The organism is Ensifer sp. ENS06, assembly GCF_014852205.1.
Lineage (GTDB): Bacteria > Pseudomonadota > Alphaproteobacteria > Rhizobiales > Rhizobiaceae > Ensifer > Ensifer adhaerens.
In genome coordinates this window covers 1,236,494-1,254,070 of sequence record NZ_JACVBC010000001.1, presented here as the reverse complement: position 1 = coordinate 1,254,070, position 17,577 = coordinate 1,236,494, and the positions used below count along the sequence as shown (strand labels likewise).

Sequence of the window (17,577 nt, the reverse complement as noted above, 5' to 3'; positions counted from 1 at the left end):
AGAGCGTTCCCCGCCCTTCCGTTATTGAGATGGTCCCTCACGATGAGGATGTGTAGTATCGATTGTCGGAACGCCTTGTTCAAAAATCGATAACAATGACCTCTTGAATTCCCGACCCGCCACAGCGGTGGCAACAGCACGCCGACGCCTCTTGCCTTCCCGGCCAAGTCCGGGCAAAAGGCCGCAATGATCCAGATTTCCGGCCTTTCCGCCCGCATCGCGGGACGTCTCCTCATCGAAAACGCATCCGTGACGCTTCCGGCGGGCACGAAGGCGGGGCTCGTGGGCCGAAACGGCGCTGGCAAGTCCACGCTGTTTCGCATCATAACCGGCGAATTCGCGTCGGAAGCCGGCACGATCGCGCTACCCAAAAACGCGCGCATCGGCCAGGTCGCGCAGGAAGCGCCCGGCACAGAAGAACCGCTGATCGAGATCGTGCTCAAGGCGGACAAGGAGCGCACGGCGCTGGTCGCCGAAGCCGAGACCGCGACCGATCCGCACCGGATTGCCGAGATCCAGACGCGGCTTGCCGACATCGGCGCCCATTCGGCCGAAGCGCGTGCTGCAAGCATTCTCGCCGGCCTCGGCTTCGACCATGAAGCACAGCTGCGTCCCGCCTCGTCGTTTTCCGGTGGCTGGCGGATGCGGGTGGCGCTTGCGGGCGTACTCTTTTCCGAGCCGGATTTGCTGCTGCTCGACGAGCCGACCAACTATCTCGACCTTGAAGGCACGCTGTGGCTCGAGGATTACATCCGCCGTTATCCGCACACGGTCATCATCATCAGCCACGACCGGGACCTCTTGAACACCGCAGTCAACGCCATCGTGCATCTCGACCAGAAGAAGCTCACCTTCTATCGTGGGCCCTACGACCAGTTCGAGCGGCAGAAGGCGGAAGCCGACGAGTTGCAGATGAAGGCGAAGGCCAAGAACGATGCGGCGCGTAAGCACCTCCAAAGCTTCATCGACCGCTTCAAGGCCAAGGCCACCAAGGCGCGCCAGGCGCAAAGCCGCGTCAAGGCGCTGGAGCGCATGGGAACGATTGCGGCCGTGATCGAAGATCATGTCCAGGGCTTCTCCTTCCCGGATCCGGAGAAGGAAGCGGCTTCGCCGATCATCGCCGTCACCCGCGGTACCGTCGGCTACGAGCCCGGCAAGCCTATCCTCAAGCGCTTGAACCTGCGGATCGACACGGACGACCGGATCGCGCTGCTCGGCTCGAACGGCAACGGCAAGTCCACTTTCGCCAAGTTCATCTCGGGTCGCCTCGCGCCTGAGGCGGGCGAACTGAAGATCGCTCCCAATCTCAAGGTCGGCTTCTTTGCCCAGCATCAGCTCGACGACCTGATCCCGACGCAAAGTGCGGTCGAGCATGTGCGCCGGCGCATGCCGGAAGCGCCTGAAGCCAAGGTGCGCTCACGCGTGGCGCAGATGGGGCTTGCGACGGAAAAGATGGAAACGCCCGCCAAGGATCTTTCCGGCGGCGAAAAGGCGCGGTTGCTGATGGGCCTTGCCGCCTTCGACGCGCCGAACCTTCTGATCCTCGACGAGCCGACCAACCACCTCGACATCGACAGCCGCAACGCGCTGATCACCGCACTCAACGACTATTCCGGCGCCGTGATCCTGATTTCACACGACCGGCACCTGATCGAAGCGACGGCCGACCGGCTGTGGCTGGTGCGCGACGGTACCGTGACGAGCTATGACGGCGACCTCGAAGATTACCGCAGCCTGATTGTCGGTGGCCCCAAGGCGAAGGACGAGAAGCCGAGGCCGACCGGTGTCGACGACAGCCTTTCGAAGGCGGACCAGCGCAAGGTCAATGCCGACAAGCGCGCCTCGCTGGCGCCGCTCCGCAAGAAGATCAACGAAATCGAATCCTTGACCGGAAAGCTGGAGAAACTGATTCAGGCACTTGATGTGGAACTTGCCGATCCGGCGCTCTACGAAAAGTCGCCGGCCAAGGCTGCACAAAAGGCCAAGGAACGCTCCGACGCGGCAGCGAAACTCACGCATGCCGAAGAGCAATGGCTCGAACTTTCCGCCGAATATGAAGACGCGATGGCCGGCTGACAGAAGCCGGCCCCGCCGTCGCCTCCCCTCCGTCAGCCCAGCTCGAAAGTGGTAATTCCGTAGATTCGCGCCAGCGGCAGCCCCGGATCCGGCCCACGATACATGCGCGCGGTCTCAAACACGGGCTTGAGATTGTAGCGATCGCAAAGTGCCTTGGCCGAGGCGTTCGGTTCAGGGATGTCGAGGTATACTTCGCTGCCGTTGACGCCGGCGGCAAGCTTGCGAAAGACCAGATCGGCGCCGGTCTCGGTGTCGGAAAAGAGCGGCCCGATCTTGTATCCGTTGCGGCAGGCCCGGATCGTCCCATAGGCCGCCACCGCGCCATCGCGCAGCAGCAAGACGCTGCGCCGCCCGTCGCTCGCCTTCAGCCACTCGCGCAGAAACACCTCGCGACGCGCCGGGACGAAGCGGCGATCATAGTCGATGAGGAGCGGCATATGCACCGGCGCGACCTCCAGAAGATCCGCGCCCGGCGGCTCGACCACGTCGATGATGCCGCCGTAGCGGATGTTCGCGTGGGCGTAGACGAAGCCGGACCGGCTATAGTTCTCCTGCTGCGCGACCACACCGTCCAGACCGACGATGCGCCGATCGGCAACCGACATCGCCTGTTGCCACAGCTGTCGGCCGATGCCCCTGCCACGATGATCCGGCCGGGTGATGAAGAAGCCGAGAAAGCCGAAGCTTTCGTTGTACCGCGCCAGTGAGATCGCGGCGACCGGCGCCCCCTCTCCATCCGCCACCCAATAACCCTCGGGGTCGGCTGCCCAGAAAGGCCCCGCGTCGCCGAGGCCGGGGTTCCACCCCTCTTCCGCGGCCCACTCGATCATGATGTCGAGGTCGGCTCGGCTTGCCCGACGGATCTGCTGCTGCATCGTTCACTCCTCGTTCGGGTGGTCAGACCACCCATGTCAGTCCAGTTGACGGCACGGCATCGCACGTCCACCGGTAGAGTTAGTGCGGCGACGTTGAGAGGGAATGACAATCTGTCGATTCCATCGACATCGATGTCATAGCCGTGGGCGGAGCGGCGGCTTGCTCCCGGTGTGCAATCTGCTACAAGAGCCGACAATAAGTCATACAAATCGAGCGGAACACCATGGCCCCCATCAAAATTGCGCTTGTCGGCATCGGCAAGATCGTTCGCGACCAGCACCTTCCGGCGATCGCCAAGAACAGCGACTATCAGCTGATTGCCGCCGCGAGCCGACATGGGACGGTCGACGGCATCGACAATTTCAAATCGATCGAGGCGATGCTCGACGCGGTTCCTGCGATTGAAGCCGTGTCGCTCTGCATGCCGCCGCAGTATCGCTACGAGGCAGCTCGCGTCGCGCTCGACGCCGGTAAGCACGTGTTTCTGGAAAAGCCGCCGGGCGCGACGCTCAGCGAGGTCGCGGACCTCGAGGCGCTGGCAGCATCGAAGGGGCTGTCGCTGTTTGCAAGCTGGCACTCCCGCTACGCGCCGGCCGTGGAAGCTGCAAAGTCCTTCCTGGCAACGACGACGATCAAGGATGTCCAGGTCATCTGGAAGGAAGACGTGCGGCACTGGCACCCGAACCAGGAATGGATCTGGGCGGCCGGGGGCCTCGGGATCTTCGATCCGGGCATCAACGCGTTGTCGATCGTCACCCACATCCTGCCACGCCCGCTGTTCGTAACGTCGGCCGTGCTCGAATTCCCGGAAAATCGTGACGCGCCGATCGCCGCCAACATCACCTTCACCGACGGCCAAAAATTGCCGGTCGCGGCGGAATTCGACTGGCGCCAGACAGGCAAGCAGAGCTGGGACATCGTTGCCCGCACGGCGGCGGGCGAGATGGTGCTGTCGGAAGGCGGCGCCAAGCTCTCCATCGATGGCAAGCTCGTGCACGAGGAGCCGGAGCAGGAATATCCGATGCTCTACCGGCGCTTCGCCGAAATCGTCAAAGCCGGGAAGTCGGACGTCGATCTGGCGCCGTTGCGCCACGTCGCAGATGCCTTCATGCTCGGCAAGCGCAAATTCGTCGAGGCCTTCCACGACTGATCTTCCGGACATGCCGGAAACAAAAAGCCCGCGGTCTCGTCCGCGGGCTTTTTTGTCGTAACGCTTGTAAACTCAGGCCTTCTTTTCCCAGCGACCATCGCGGTTCTGCTGCCAGTAGGTCAAGGTGTGGCCCTCGCCCTTCAGCCGCTTCCAATGGCCGCGCGCGCCTTCCAGCTGTTCCTGGTCATAGCCGTCGAACATGAAGACGATGCGCTCATAGGCCGAAACGTCAGGCGGGCTCGCGCCATCGACGACGAAACGCACCGTCGCCGCATTGGCATTGCCGTCGTCGGCGACGAGCAACACCGGCTGATCCGCCGCAAAGTCCCCGGCGTCAGTGCCATGCGGCAGGAAACTCTCGTCGCGATAGACCCAGAGATGCGTATCGAGCGCATCGCGGCGTTCGGCATCGACCGTCTGTACGACCACGCGCCAGCCGCGCTCGACACTCTTGTCGAGCAGCGGCGGCAGCGCGTCTTCCAGCTTCGATTCCGTCAGGTGGTAGAACAGGATCTCGGTCATGCCGATTGCCTCCCGCCTTTCATCACGTCCGGCATTGCCGATCAGGCCTCGTAGCTCGCCCGCACCAGCTCATCGAGCAGCCGCACGCCGAAGCCCGAACCCCAGGACTGGTTGACCTCGTCGGTCGGCGCGCCCATGGCGGTGCCGGCAATGTCGAGATGCGCCCAGGGGGTATCCTTGACGAAGCGCTTGAGGAACTGCGCCGCGGTCACCGCGCCACCGTGGCGGCCGCCGGTGTTCTTCATGTCGGCGAACTTGCTGTCGATCATCTTGTCGTATTCCCGGCCGAGCGGCATGCGCCACAGGGGCTCGTGCGTCGCGATGCCAGCGGCAAGAAGCTGCCCCGCCAGACGGTCGTCGTTGGAGAACAGGCCGGCATGATGCGTTGCAAGTGCGACCATGATCGCGCCGGTCAGAGTCGCGAGATCGATAATCGCCTGCGGCTTGAAGCGATCGTTGCAGTACCAGAGCGCATCACAAAGCACGAGACGGCCTTCGGCGTCGGTGTTGATCACCTCGATCGTCTGGCCGGACATGGAGGTCACGATATCACCCGGGCGCTGCGCACTGCCGTCGGGCATGTTTTCCACAAGGCCGATGATACCGATGGCGTTGACCTTGGCTTCGCGGGCAGCGAGCACGTGCATGAGACCGGTGACGGCGGCCGCACCACCCATGTCGCCCTTCATTTCCTCCATGCCGGCAGCCGGCTTGATCGAGATGCCGCCGCTGTCGAAGACGACGCCCTTGCCGACGAAGGCGAGCGGACGGTCCTTGGACTTGCCGCCCTTCCACTGCATGATGACGAGGCGCGGTGGACGGCTCGACCCTTGCGCGACGCCGAGCAGCGCGCCCATGCCGAGCTTCTTCATTTCCTTTTCGGTGAGGATCTCCACCTCGACGCCGAGCTTTTCCAGCTCCTTCGCCTTGGCGGCAAACTCGACCGGGCCCAGCACGTTGGCCGGTTCGTTCACCAGATCGCGGGCGAGGAACACGCCTTCGGCAACGGCCTGCGCCGCCGTGAACGCCTTTTTCGCCGCGATGACCGTGCCGGTGACGATCGTCACCTTGGTCGGCTTGCCGGATGGCTTCGCGTCGTCGTCGGCCTTCTTGGTCTTGTAGCTGTCGAAGGCGTAGGCATTCATCTCCATGCCGAGTGCAAAGTCCGCTGCCGCCTTTCCGGTCACGTTGGCGTCGGGCGCGTCGATGAAGACCGTCACCTTGTCGACCGAACCAAGCTTCGCAGCGACGGCTCCGCCCGCCTTCAGCCAGTCATGGTCCGTCAGCGCATCCGCGTCTCCAAGACCGAGCACGACGATTCGATCGGCGGGCGAGCCATGCGGCGCGACGATGTCGAGGGAGGAGAACGCCTTGCCGGTAAACTTCTTGATCTTCGCCGCCCTTGCGACGACGTTCTCGGGGTCGGCGACATCGGCGCCGGCAGCCGCCGACGCGCCCGCGCTCTTCAGCAGAACGGCGACGCCACCGCTCGGCTTATGGGACTTGGCAAAGGTGAACTCAAACTTCATCGACATTGAAAACTCCGGGTATTTCCTGTCTGGACGCAACCCTTTGGATCGAATGGATCTTTCCGGGAGATCGAGCGCCAGCCCAAGGGGATCTAGGCCGCACAACGCAACCGGACGACACGGCAAGGCTTATGGCAAGCCGGCCTGTTACCGGGCGGTTACAGTGGCAAATATTCGCATCATTCGCCACCGTCAAAGCTGTGGCCGGCACCCTTCTCGCTTTTCAACCGCTTGGCAAGATGCCCGCAGATGTTTACATGCGGTTAACCGAGGTTCTTCGCCTTAAATTATCCCTGTTGCTGCACAATTCGAGCAGCACGGGTGGCTGGCAAAGAACCGGGCTTCGGTTTACGGACATGGGCGAAATCCGGTTCGATAACCGCCGCCGGAACAGAAACATGAGCAGGATTTTGGACCGGACACGGGCATGAAGCTGATCGAACGCTACATATTCCGGCGTGCCGTGATCATGTTCCTCGCGACGCTCCTGCCGTTGCTTGGCATCACCTGGACGACTCAGGCGTTGACCAACGTCAACCTCGTCACCGACAACGGCCAATCCGTGCTCGCCTTCGCCAAGGTGGCGACCCTCATCCTGCCTTCCGTCATCACGATCATCCTGCCGTTTGCGCTGGTGATCGGCGTCACGCAGACGCTGACGACGATGAACACCGATTCGGAGCTGACGGTCCTCAACGCCGCCGGCAGCTCGCGCATGGCGATCATCCGACCGGTGGTCTACCTGGCATTGGGCCTCAGCGTGCTTTCCTTCGTGGTCGACAATTTCGTCGAGCCCTATTCGCGTATGGCCTTGCGCAAGATGCTGGCAACCGCCAACGCCGATCTGCTGTCGTCCGTCGTGCAGGAGAACACCTTCCGCAAGGTCGCAGACAATCTTTATGTCCAGGTTGGCGCGCGGCGGGGCGGCGGCGTGCTGCAGGGCATCTTCGTCGCCGATTCGCGCAATCCGAGCTTCGAGCTCGTCTATTATGCCCGCGAAGGCGCCATCGACGACAAGAGTTCGGCCCTGGTGATGAAAGACGGGGAAGTGCAGCGCAAGCTCCCCGACGGCAGCGTGTCGATCATCAAATTCGACTCCTACGCCTTCGATCTCGCCGACATGACCAAGACGACGCGCGAGGCGACCATTCGGGCAAAGGACCGCGACCTTCCCGGCCTGATCAATCCGGACCCGGAAGATCACGTCTACAAGAACAATCCGCTCGCCTTTACCGCCGAGCTCAACCGTCGCTTCACGGAATGGACCTTCCCCCTTCTCTTCGGCCTGATTGCGCTGGTCTTCAGCAGTGACGCACGCTCCCACCGCGAAGCTCGGCTTCATCCGATGGTCAGCGCGCTCGGCACGGCCCTGCTCATCCGCTGGATGACGTTCTATGCCGGCAACAGCGCCGAGGACTCCGTCTGGTTCGTGCCGTTGATGTATGCCGTGCCGCTGATGGCGGGCGCCCTCTGCATTCACCAACTCGTCAGCAACAGGCGACTGGACATTCCGATGACCGGGCAGGAAAAGCTGCAGGAACTCCTGGTTCGCCTGCGCCTGATGCGGCCTGACGCCGAGAAAGGGCAGCCGTCATGATGGGCACGCTCGGCCGCTACTTCTTCATGCGCTACGTTATCACGACGTTCTGGTTCCTCGTCGGGATCTTCTCGCTGGTCTTCATCATCGACTTCAGCGAACAGGCAAGCCGGCTGGCAAACCTGCCGCGCTACAGCATCTCCGGCGCCCTGTTGATGACCGCGCTCCGGATCCCGCTGATCCTGCAGCAGACGATACCCTTCGTCGCGCTGTTTTCGGCCATGGCGGCGCTGATTTCGCTCAACCGCCGCTACGAGCTGGTCGTGACCCGCGCAGCCGGTATTTCCGTCTGGCAGTTCCTGCGGCCCTTCATCCTCGGCTCCTTCCTCTTCGGCGTGCTGGCGGTCGTGGCGCTCAACCCGCTTGCTGCCTGGGGAACGAAGCGCGGCGAGGCGCTTTTGGCCGAATGGGGCTCCACGCGGAACGCCGATGCCGGCTCGATCCCGTGGCTGCGGCAGATCTATAACGGCACGGACACGATCATTGGCGCGCGCTCGGTTCAGGACAACGGCACGACGCTTCTCAACGTCACCGTCATCCACTTTGATCCACAGGGCACGATCATTCTGAGACAGGATGCGGCGTCGGCGAAACTCGAAGATGGTTACTGGCTTCTTAACGACGTCACGGAAACGCGCAACGGACAGCTTCCGCAACGTTTGAAAACAGCACAGCTGGCCACCAATCTTAAGCCGGAGTTTGTTCAGGAACGTCTTGCAAAGGCTGATTCCATTCAGTTTTTCGACCTGCCGCGCAAGATCGAAGTGGCCCGCTCCTTCGGTTTTTCGACCAACGGCATGGAAACTCAATTCCACTCAATGTTGTCGTTGCCGCTGCTGCTCGTCGCCATGACGCTGATCGCCGCTTGCGTGTCGCTGAAATTTAGCCGGTTTAACCAATCGCGCTCCGTAATTCTCGGTGGCATCCTTTCAGGCTTCGTGCTTTATGTCGTCACCGTGCTTGTCAAAGCATTCGGGAGCAGCGGCATTGTGCCTCCTTTCGTTGCAGCCTGGTTGCCAGTTGTTGTAGCGATGGCGCTGGGCTCGACGATTCTTTTAAATCAGGAGGATGGCTAGTGGCGGTAGTGAACCGCAAACGTATAAGGCTGATCAACGCTGCCCTGCTTGCAGGCGTGGCGCTGCAGACACTTGCCATGGGAATGAGTGCGCCTGCAATGGCGCAGCAGGCTTCGGACCGCCTCGATTCGTTGCGCCCGAACATGCCGGAAGACGCCAAGCTGCTTCTGTCCGCCAATGAGCTCGTCTACAACAAGGACGCCGAAAAAGTGATCGTGCGCGGCAACGTGCAGATCGATTACGGCGGCTACAAGATGGTGGCCCGTCAGGTCGAGTACGACCAGAAGAATGGCCGCATCTATGCATCCGGGGAAATCCAGTTCATCGAGCCGGGCGGCAACGTCGTCTATGCCGACAAGATGGATGTCACCGACGATTTCGGGGACGGTTTCCTCGAGCAGATGCGCATCGAAACCACCGATCTGACGCGGCTTGCTGCCACGAGCGGCGAGCGCCGGAACGGCGAAGAATTCATCCTGAACGAGGCCGTCTATACGGCTTGCACGCCGTGCTCGACCAAGCCGGAACATCGCTCGCTGTGGCACATCAAGGCCCAGCGCGTCATCCAGAACGGCCGCACGCGGACCATCCGTCTGGAGAACGCGCGCTTTGAGCTGTTCGGCAAGCCGATCGCCTATATTCCGGTCATGGAGCTGCCGGACCATACGGTCAAGCGCAAGAGCGGCTTCCTGTTTCCGACGTTCCGCTCGGCCCAGAAACTCGGAGTTGGCGTCGGCGTCCCCTACTACTGGGCGATCTCGCCCTATATGGACGCGACGGCGACGCTTACCGGCCTGACGCGACAGGGCTTCCTGCTGGAGGGAGAATTCCGCCAGCGGTTCCACAACGGCTTCCATACGCTGAACTTCGCCGGCATCAGCCAGCTCGATAAGGGCAAGTTCACGCCCGGCACCGTCGACGCGATGCATACCAATCGCGGCATGATCGCGTCGAAGGCTGAGTTCGAGATCAATCCGCGCTGGACCTTCGGCTGGAACGTACTCGTCCAGTCCGACGCCAACTTCGCCAAGACCTACGAGCTGTCGACGTTCGACGGCACCACCTATACCAATCAGGCCTACCTGACGGGGCTCGGCAAGCGGAACTACTTCGATCTGCGCGCCTTCTACTTCGACATTCAGGACGCCGACGCCAACAGCATCGAGGAAAACCAGCAGCCGGCGGCGCAGGTCCTCGACTATTCCTACAAGGCGCCTGATCCCGTGCTGGGCGGCGAGCTTTCCGCGACGTTCAACTTCACGAACGTGAAGCGCAACCGGCTCGACGCGTTTACCCAACCGGGCGTGGTCCGCTTCCGCGGCCTAGAAGGCACCTCGCACCGCCTGACCGGCGAGCTCGAGTGGAAGCGCACCTTCATCGCCCCGGGCGGCCTGGTCCTCACGCCGCTGCTGGCGGCGCGCGGCGATGCCATCGGGCTGAACATGGACAATCCGGGTCCGGCCTATACCGGCGACTTCAACACGAGCGATGCGGCAACGCGGCGCATGTTGACCGCAGGCCTCGAAGCCCGCTACCCGATCCTGTTCGTCGGCGAGGACAGCAGTCACGTTGTCGAGCCGATCGCACAGCTCTACGCGCGCCCGAACGAGCAATATGCCGGTGGCCTGCCGAACGAAGACGCGCAGAGCTTCGTGTTCGACGCAACGAACCTCTTTGACCGCGACAAGTTCTCCGGTTTCGACCGGATCGAGGGCGGCACCCGCGCCAATGTCGGCTTCCGCTACACGGGGACCTTCGACAGCGGCTACGGCCTGCGTGGCATCGTCGGCCAGTCGTTCCATCTGGGTGGCCTGAACTCGTTTGCGACGGACGACCTGGTCAAGGCCGGGGCGAATTCCGGTCTTGAGACCAAGAGCTCTGACTACGTTGCCATGTTCGGCATCGACGCACCGTCCGGCCTGATGGCGAGCGTTTCCGGCCGCCTCGACGAAAAGGATCTGTCGCTGCGCCGCGCCGATACCACCGTCGGCTATCTCGGCACGACCTGGCAGGCCGCGATGACCTATACGCGCATCGAAGCGCAGCCGCTCTACGGATCTCTGTCCAACCAGGATGAAATCCAGACCGCCGCCGCCTACCGGTTCCACGACTATTGGTCTGTATTCGGCGCGATCACCTATGACATCAACAAGGATGTCATCTCACGCAACGGTTTCGGCATAACCTATGACGATCAGGACACGCTGTTCTCGATCGTCTACAAGCAGGAACGCGATACCGATGCCAATGTCGCGAACGACTGGTCGATCGGCGCGAGAATCAGCTTCCGTACGCTCGGCGACGTGAACGTCGGCGACACCAAGTTCGAAGAGCTCGACTATTATTGATATCGTCAAGCGAGTGGGCGAGCCAAAAGTTCGCCCATTCGTCGATATCGGCACCGTCAAACGGTCTTGTCATCGTTTGGCCGCATGTATTATGCATTCCCTCCGACAAGATAAGGCAACGGCGCAAGGCCGGCAGGCGGACAAAGCCTGTCGACGGTGATAGTCCGGGATATAGGAAAAGAGAATGGGCGGGAAAATGTCGATCTTGAGGACACTGTCGGTACTGGCTTTGGCCGGCACCTTGAGCGTTGCAATATGCTCCGGAGCTCAGGCAGCAGCGAGCACGGTCAAGGTAACGGTCAACAACACGGTGATTACCTCCGGCGACATCGCCAAGCGCGTGGCCTTCCTTCGCCTGCAGCGCCAGAAGGGCGGCAACGACGAAGCCAAGAAGCAACTCGTCGACGAAGTTCTCAAGCGTGCTGAGATCGCACGCATCGGCCAGTCCGTCAGCACGCAGGAAGTCGATGCCGCCTATGCGCGCTTCGCCTCGGGCAACAAGCTTTCGACCGAGCAGCTCGGCAAGATTCTCGATCAGGCCGGCGTCGGCTCCGAACATTTCAAGCAATTCATCGCCGTGCAGATGAGCTGGCCGCGTGCGGTCAACTTCCGTTACGGCAGCTCTAACCGCCTCCAGGGCGCCGACCTCGTCAAGCGCATGATGGAAGGCGGCGGACAGAAGCCGGTGACCACCGAGTATTTCCTGCAGCAGGTGATCTTCGTCATTCCCGAGAAGAAGCGCGGCGCGATCACCGCGAAGCGGCAGGCGGAAGCCAACGCCTCGCGCGCTCAGTTCCCGGGCTGCGAAACCTCGAAGGTGTTTGCCGCCAACTATCGCGACGTGTCGATCCGCAGCCTCGGCCGCATGCTTGCCCAGCAGCTGCCTGACGAATGGAAGCCGCTGATCGAGAAGGCCGGCGAGAACGGCACCACCGGAACCCGCGTGACAGAAAAGGGCGTCGAGTACCTGGCGATCTGCAAGAAGCGTGAGGTCAACGACGACACCGCCGCCGAAATCGTCTTCCGCGCCGAGGATATCGGCAAGAAGAAGGCCGGTGGCGAAGACCCGAACAGCGAGAAGTACCTCGAGGAGCTGCGCAAGAAGGCGCAAATCGTCAACAAGTAATCACGACGGAAACATGCGCGAAACTACCGGCGGGCCCCTCGCCCTGACCATGGGCGACCCGGCCGGTATCGGGCCGGACATCAGCCTCTCGACCTGGCTCGGCCGCCGCGACCATGCGACGGCCCCCTTCCTTTTCATCGGCGATCCCGCAGTCCTTGCCGCGCGCGCCTCGATGCTCGGCTACACGGTGTCCATCCGCGAGACGGATTGCGCCGGCGCCCTCTCCCTCTTCGACACGGCGCTGCCGGTCCTGCCGCTTGCCTGCCCTGCCCCGGTCAAGGCCGGCGAGCCCGACACCGTCAATGCCAGCGCCGTGATCGGGGCGATCGACACGGCCGTGCGACTGGTGACCGCCGGACAGGCCTCGGCCGTGGTCACGAACCCGATCGCCAAGGCGGTTCTCTATGACGCCGGCTTCCGCTTTCCGGGCCATACCGAATATCTCGCCGATCTTGCCGAAAAGGCGACGGGACAGCCGGTGCTGCCGGTGATGATGCTGGCCGGACCGAAGCTGCGCGCCGTTCCCGTCACCATCCATATCCCCTTGAAGGACGTGCCGGAGCAACTGACGCCGGACCTCATCTACCGCACCTGCGCGATTACTGCGGCCGACCTTCGCAATCGTTTCGGACTTCGACAGCCACGGCTCGCGATCGCCGGGCTGAACCCGCATGCGGGCGAAAACGGTGCGCTCGGTCTCGAGGACGACGCCGTCATCCGGCCCGTCATCGACAGGCTGCGTGCCGAGGGTATCGATGCGGTCGGCCCGCTGCCGGCAGATACGATGTTCCATGATCGCGCACGCGCCACCTACGACGTGGCCATCTGCATGTATCACGACCAGGCGCTGATCCCGGCCAAGGCGCTCGGCTTCGACGATAGCGTCAACGTCACGCTCGGTCTTCCCTTCATCCGCACGTCGCCCGACCACGGCACGGCCTTCGGCCTTGCCGGCAAGGGCGTCGCCCGCGACGACAGCCTTCGGGCCGCGCTCGACCTTGCCGCATCGCTTGCGGCCAATATGCCAGGAGATACCCGCTGATGGCCGCCCTTGACGGTCTTCCTCCGCTACGCGACGTCATCCAGCGTCACGGCCTCGATGCCAAGAAGGCGCTCGGCCAGAACTTCCTGCTCGATCTCAACCTGACGCAGAAGATCGCGCGGACCGCCGGTTCGCTCGAAGGGGTAACGGTCATCGAGGTCGGCCCCGGACCGGGAGGCCTCACCCGCGCCATCCTCGCGCTCGGTGCCAAGAAGGTCATTGCGATTGAGCGGGACTCGCGCTGCCTGCCGGCACTTGCCGAAATCGGCGCGCATTATCCCGATCGGCTACAGGTCATCGAAGGCGATGCTTTGAAGACGTCGTTCGAGACGCTTGCCGACGATGGGCCGGTCAAGATCATCGCCAACCTGCCCTACAATGTCGGCACTCAGTTGCTCGTTAACTGGCTCCTGCCCGAGCGCTGGCCGCCCTTCTGGCAGTCGCTGACGCTGATGTTCCAGCGCGAAGTGGGCCTGAGGATCGTCGCCGACGCGGATGACGACCACTATGGCCGCCTCGGCGTGCTCTGTGGTTGGCGCACAAAGGCGCGGATGGCATTCGACGTGCCGCCGCAGGCCTTTACGCCACCACCGAAGGTGACGTCGTCCGTGGTCCATCTGGAGCCGGTGGAAAACCCGATCCCCTGCTCGGTCGCGGCGCTCGAGAAAGTGACGCATGCAGCCTTCGGCCAGCGCCGCAAGATGCTGCGGCAGAGCCTGAAGCCACTCGGTGGCGAGGCGCTGCTTGCCAAGGCCGATATCGACCCGCAGCGACGCGCCGAAACACTTTCAGTGGAAGAGTTCTGTCGCCTGGCCAACTGCCTCTGAGCGGGCATATGGATCGCAAGGCGCGCGCTACAAATAGCGTGAATCAAAAATGGCTCCTCACGGAGCCATTTCTTTTGAAGCCTTAGAACGGGTTTTCGGTCAGCAGCCCGTTGACGAAATCGAACAGGCCGGGGCGCCGGTCGCGGCGCAGGCGTTCGGCCTCGACGATCGCACGCACGGACGCAAAGGCGCGGTCGAGGTCGTCGTTGAGCACGATGTAATCATACTCCCGCCAGTGCTCGATCTCGGCGCGCGAGTTGGCAAGGCGCGTGGCGATCACCTCTTCGCTGTCTTCGGCGCGACGATGCAGGCGTGACTGCAGTTCAGCCATTGACGGCGGCAGGATGAAGATCGAGACGACGTCGCCCGCCATCTTCTCCTGGAGCTGCTGAGCGCCCTGCCAGTCGATATCGAACAGCATGTCGCGGCCCGCGGCCATGGCCGCCTCGACCGCATCGCGCGGCGTGCCGTAGAAGTTGCCGTGCACCTCCGCCCATTCGAGCAGCGAGTCGGTGGACCTCAGCGCCTCGAACTCGCGGATCGACTTGAAGTGATAGTGCCGTCCATCGATCTCGCTTGGTCGCCGCTGACGCGTCGTCACGCTGACCGAAATGCTCATCTCCGGATCGGCTTCCAGGAGATTGCGCGCAATGGTCGACTTGCCTGCGCCCGACGGCGAGGAAATGACGAGCATCAGCCCACGACGGGCGATCTTGATGGGCGAAGGGGTCGCCGGGTTCATACCTTACTCCAGATTCTGGACCTGTTCGCGGAACTGGTCGATGACGACCTTCAGCTCGATGCCGGCGGCAGACACAGCGGCCGCGTTGGACTTGGAACAGATCGTATTCGATTCTCGGTTAAATTCCTGTGCGAGGAAATCGAGCTTGCGCCCGACGGGACCGCCCTTCGACAGAAGCTCCCGGGCGGCAACGATGTGGGAACCAAGCCGGTCGATCTCTTCGCGAAGATCCGCCTTGGTGGCGAGCAAAGCGACTTCGGCATGGAGCCGGTCCCGGTCGAGCGACGAGCCGTTGTCCATCACCAGAGCCACCTGCTGCGCCAGCCGATCGGCAATCGCAGCGGCGCTACGTGACGGGTCGGACTCGACCGTCGCCGTCAGCCGCTCGATCGTCTCGACCTGTCCCAGCAGGATCTGACAGAGTGCCGCGCCCTCGTCTTCTCGCATCGCGCGCAAATCGGCGAGCGCACCCGCCAGACCTGCCAGGATACCGGCATCGAGCGCCGCACGCTCTTCTTCGCTTTCTTCCGGCTCGCGGAAGTCGACGATGCCGCGGATCGAGAGAAGCGTGTCGAACCGGAGCGGCGCGGGATCGACGAGATCACCGAGCTGGCCGCGCAGGTTCAGCACCGCCGTCAAGGCTGCCTGGTTGACCACGGCCTCGACGGCCGCCTCGCCGCCGCTGACGGAGAGGCCGATCTGAAGATTGCCGCGGGAAAAATACTCTGCTGCGAGCTTGCGCGCCTCGGGCTCGAAGCGCTCGAGCCCCTGCGGCAGGCGCAGCCTGAGGTCCAGGCCCTTGCCGTTGACGGAGCGCAACTCCCAGGCCCAACGACGGCGGCCGCTGCTGCCTTCTCTCCGGGCAAAGCCGGTCATCGATTGGAGCGGCATCATCACCTCCGTTGCGGTTTCAGCAGAAGCAATAAGGCGACGGCGCGGCATCCCGCAAGGGATATCCGCGCCGTGATTCGTCCGTCCACAATGCAAGCACCGCTGCGCGGCTATGCGCCGCCAGCAGCCGGCGTTATTGCGGCTGCGTGGCTGCCGGTTCGGCGGTGCCCGCGTCAGCCGCAGCCTTCGCCGCTTCTGCCGCCCGCTCCGCCTCGACCTTGCGCCAGCGGCGGACATTGGCATTGTGCTCGTCGAGCGTCTCGGCAAAGACGTGGCCGCCCGTGCCATCGGCAACGAAGTAAAGCTCAGGCGTGCGCGACGGATTGGCGACCGCTTCCAGCGCTGCACGACCAGGATTGGCGATCGGCGTCGGCGGCAGCCCCTTGATGATATAGGTGTTGTAAGGCGTCTGCTTGTCGATGTCCGACTTCAGGATCGGCCGGTCGGCCGGCTTACCGTCACCGCCGAAGATGCCATAGATGATCGTCGGGTCGGATTGCAGCCGCATGCCCTTGTCGAGCCGGTTGATGAAGACGGAGGCGACGCGCGGACGCTCGTCGGCGCGACCGGTTTCCTTCTCCACGATCGAGGCAAGCGTCACGAGCTCCTCAACCGTCGACACCGGCAGGTTGGGATCGCGCTTTTCCCAGATCTGGCCGACCAGCACCTTCTGGGCTGCGGCCATCTGCTGGACGATCTCGCCGCGCTTGGTGCCGCGCGTGAACTTGTAGGTGTCCGGCATCAGCGTGCCTTCCGGCGGCAGCTCCGTCGGCAGGTCGCCGACGAGCACCGGATCGTCGGCCAGCCTGTGGAACATCTGCTTGACGGTCAGGCCTTCCGGCAGGGAGACGGAGTAGAGGATCGACTTGCCCGACTTCAGGAGCTGCATGACCTCCTGCATCGACGAGCCGGCCTTGATCTCATATTCGCCGGCCTTCAGCGTCTCATTGTCGAGGTAGGCTTCGGAAACGAAACGGAAAACGCGCGCATCGGTGATGATGTTGCCGCGCTCGAGCCCGCTGGCGATCTCGCTCATGCCGGCGCCGCCCCGGACGATGAAGTTCTGGTTCGCCTGCAGCGGACCCGGCTTTTCGTACTGGTGCATCGCATAATAGACCGTGCCGGCAGCGGCGAGCGCTGCAAAGACAATGACGGTCATGACAAAGTTCAGGAAGATCACGACCTGGCTGCGGGCCTTGCGCGATCGTTTCGGCGGTTGCGGCACTTTTTCCGGACGCAAGGCCTCGTTTGCCGATTTCGGAATGATCGGTCCGTTGCTCGCGTTTTCACTGCGGCCAAATTGCGCCGCGCCGTTATCGTTTGAGTCGCTCACGATTATCCCGAACCCGAAATTCGCGGCCTCATTCTCTTCCTGCTTCCGGTGCGAATTTCGGACTGGACCGTGGCAGGCATAGGTCAAATTTATAAAACGGTGCCGCCCAGAAGGCCGACGTCCGCAGTTACTCAAAAATCCGCAGTCGGTGCAATCTCACCGAAGAACCACAGAAATGTGTCGAATCACCGTCCGTTCAAGAGAACCCGGCGGACGACCGACACTTTAATCCGGAACCACGGCCCGCGGCAAAAACCCGGCAAACCGCAATTCCAGGCAATGACTGAAGGACAATCTGACAGATATGCCTTGCGCGAACATCGCGGTCGGCGAGCGCCGTCTTCCGTGACGACGCCTCCTCCCACCACATGCTTGTAGCGAGCAATACGGCAAAAGCTGGATCATCGCGCCGCCTTTGACGGTCGGCGCGACAATTGGCTCA

At 62.7% G+C, this 17,577-nt stretch carries 14 protein-coding genes; 8 read left to right on the top strand and 6 right to left on the bottom strand.

Going from position 1 to position 17,577, the window contains the following annotated elements; genetic code table 11:
* Window positions 1–186: 186 nt before the first annotated feature.
* Entirely contained in the window at window positions 187–2,076 is a 1,890-nt protein-coding gene (locus tag IB279_RS06200) for an ABC-F family ATP-binding cassette domain-containing protein (RefSeq protein WP_113188272.1), read from the top strand.
* Window positions 2,077–2,108: 32 nt separating this feature from the next.
* Here the strand turns inward: IB279_RS06200 and IB279_RS06195 are convergent, their stop codons facing one another.
* Window positions 2,109–2,951, bottom strand: a complete 843-nt coding sequence (locus IB279_RS06195) for a GNAT family N-acetyltransferase (RefSeq protein WP_113188271.1) — start codon at window positions 2,949–2,951, stop codon at window positions 2,109–2,111.
* Window positions 2,952–3,175: 224 nt separating this feature from the next.
* Between IB279_RS06195 and IB279_RS06190 the strand changes: the two genes are divergently transcribed.
* Window positions 3,176–4,102: a Gfo/Idh/MocA family protein gene (locus tag IB279_RS06190; protein ID WP_034803912.1), complete on the top strand. Its 927-nt coding sequence runs from the start codon at window positions 3,176–3,178 to the stop codon at window positions 4,100–4,102.
* A gap of 72 nt (window positions 4,103–4,174) precedes the next feature.
* Here IB279_RS06190 and IB279_RS06185 read toward each other — a convergent pair whose 3' ends face one another.
* Together IB279_RS06185 and IB279_RS06180 are read right to left on the bottom strand one after the other, a co-directional pair.
* The gene (locus tag IB279_RS06185; RefSeq protein WP_113188270.1) at window positions 4,175–4,624 is read right to left on the bottom strand and encodes a DNA polymerase III subunit chi; all 450 of its coding nucleotides are present in this window, start codon (window positions 4,622–4,624) and stop codon (window positions 4,175–4,177) included.
* Window positions 4,625–4,665: 41 nt separating this feature from the next.
* Window positions 4,666–6,159, bottom strand: coding sequence for a leucyl aminopeptidase (locus tag IB279_RS06180; protein ID WP_110818459.1), 1,494 nt, complete (start codon window positions 6,157–6,159; stop codon window positions 4,666–4,668).
* A 421-nt stretch (window positions 6,160–6,580) separates the two neighbouring features.
* Between IB279_RS06180 and lptF the strand changes: the two genes are divergently transcribed.
* From lptF to rsmA, 6 genes are all read left to right on the top strand, one after another.
* Entirely contained in the window at window positions 6,581–7,750 is a 1,170-nt protein-coding gene (gene lptF, locus IB279_RS06175; RefSeq protein WP_034803922.1) for an LPS export ABC transporter permease LptF, read from the top strand.
* Window positions 7,747–8,826, top strand: coding sequence for an LPS export ABC transporter permease LptG (gene lptG / locus IB279_RS06170; protein WP_034803924.1), 1,080 nt, complete (start codon window positions 7,747–7,749; stop codon window positions 8,824–8,826). The genes lptF and lptG overlap by 4 nt, the downstream gene beginning before the upstream one ends.
* Window positions 8,826–11,174 (top strand): LPS-assembly protein LptD, encoded by a 2,349-nt coding sequence (locus tag IB279_RS06165; RefSeq protein ID WP_060580928.1) that lies wholly within the window; start codon window positions 8,826–8,828, stop codon window positions 11,172–11,174. The genes lptG and IB279_RS06165 overlap by 1 nt, the downstream gene beginning before the upstream one ends.
* A 184-nt stretch (window positions 11,175–11,358) precedes the next feature.
* Window positions 11,359–12,300 carry a peptidylprolyl isomerase gene (locus IB279_RS06160; protein WP_034803927.1) on the top strand — a complete coding sequence of 314 codons (942 nt, stop codon included), beginning with the start codon at window positions 11,359–11,361 and terminating at the stop codon, window positions 12,298–12,300.
* Between the two features lie 13 nt (window positions 12,301–12,313).
* Complete coding sequence (gene pdxA, locus IB279_RS06155) at window positions 12,314–13,342, top strand: 4-hydroxythreonine-4-phosphate dehydrogenase PdxA (RefSeq protein ID WP_060522124.1); 1,029 nt, start codon at window positions 12,314–12,316, stop codon at window positions 13,340–13,342.
* Window positions 13,342–14,169 carry a 16S rRNA (adenine(1518)-N(6)/adenine(1519)-N(6))-dimethyltransferase RsmA gene (gene rsmA, locus IB279_RS06150; RefSeq protein ID WP_113188268.1) on the top strand — a complete coding sequence of 276 codons (828 nt, stop codon included), beginning with the start codon at window positions 13,342–13,344 and terminating at the stop codon, window positions 14,167–14,169. The genes pdxA and rsmA overlap by 1 nt, the downstream gene beginning before the upstream one ends.
* An 82-nt stretch (window positions 14,170–14,251) precedes the next feature.
* Here the strand turns inward: rsmA and gmk are convergent, their stop codons facing one another.
* The 3 genes from gmk to mltG form a co-directional block, all read right to left on the bottom strand.
* Entirely contained in the window at window positions 14,252–14,911 is a 660-nt protein-coding gene (gene gmk / locus IB279_RS06145) for a guanylate kinase (RefSeq protein ID WP_034803935.1), read from the bottom strand.
* Window positions 14,912–14,914: 3 nt separating this feature from the next.
* The gene (locus tag IB279_RS06140) at window positions 14,915–15,802 is read right to left on the bottom strand and encodes a YicC/YloC family endoribonuclease (RefSeq protein WP_060580968.1); all 888 of its coding nucleotides are present in this window, start codon (window positions 15,800–15,802) and stop codon (window positions 14,915–14,917) included.
* 133 nt (window positions 15,803–15,935) lie between these two features.
* Entirely contained in the window at window positions 15,936–17,135 is a 1,200-nt protein-coding gene (mltG, locus tag IB279_RS06135) for an endolytic transglycosylase MltG (RefSeq protein ID WP_034803938.1), read from the bottom strand.
* Window positions 17,136–17,577 lie beyond the last annotated feature (442 nt).

What these genes read in the sequence shown, in the direction of transcription:
- IB279_RS06200 (WP_113188272.1), top strand. Translation starts at nt 187, where the DNA reads ATGATCCAGATTTCCGGCCTTTCCGCCCGCATCGCGGGACGTCTCCTC.
- IB279_RS06195 (WP_113188271.1), bottom strand. Translation starts at nt 2,951, where the DNA reads ATGCAGCAGCAGATCCGTCGGGCAAGCCGAGCCGACCTCGACATCATG.
- IB279_RS06190 (WP_034803912.1), top strand. Translation starts at nt 3,176, where the DNA reads ATGGCCCCCATCAAAATTGCGCTTGTCGGCATCGGCAAGATCGTTCGC.
- IB279_RS06185 (WP_113188270.1), bottom strand. Translation starts at nt 4,624, where the DNA reads ATGACCGAGATCCTGTTCTACCACCTGACGGAATCGAAGCTGGAAGAC.
- IB279_RS06180 (WP_110818459.1), bottom strand. Translation starts at nt 6,159, where the DNA reads ATGTCGATGAAGTTTGAGTTCACCTTTGCCAAGTCCCATAAGCCGAGC.
- lptF (WP_034803922.1), top strand. Translation starts at nt 6,581, where the DNA reads ATGAAGCTGATCGAACGCTACATATTCCGGCGTGCCGTGATCATGTTC.
- lptG (WP_034803924.1), top strand. Translation starts at nt 7,747, where the DNA reads ATGATGGGCACGCTCGGCCGCTACTTCTTCATGCGCTACGTTATCACG.
- IB279_RS06160 (WP_034803927.1), top strand. Translation starts at nt 11,359, where the DNA reads ATGGGCGGGAAAATGTCGATCTTGAGGACACTGTCGGTACTGGCTTTG.
- pdxA (WP_060522124.1), top strand. Translation starts at nt 12,314, where the DNA reads ATGCGCGAAACTACCGGCGGGCCCCTCGCCCTGACCATGGGCGACCCG.
- rsmA (WP_113188268.1), top strand. Translation starts at nt 13,342, where the DNA reads ATGGCCGCCCTTGACGGTCTTCCTCCGCTACGCGACGTCATCCAGCGT.
- gmk (WP_034803935.1), bottom strand. Translation starts at nt 14,911, where the DNA reads ATGAACCCGGCGACCCCTTCGCCCATCAAGATCGCCCGTCGTGGGCTG.
- IB279_RS06140 (WP_060580968.1), bottom strand. Translation starts at nt 15,802, where the DNA reads ATGCCGCTCCAATCGATGACCGGCTTTGCCCGGAGAGAAGGCAGCAGC.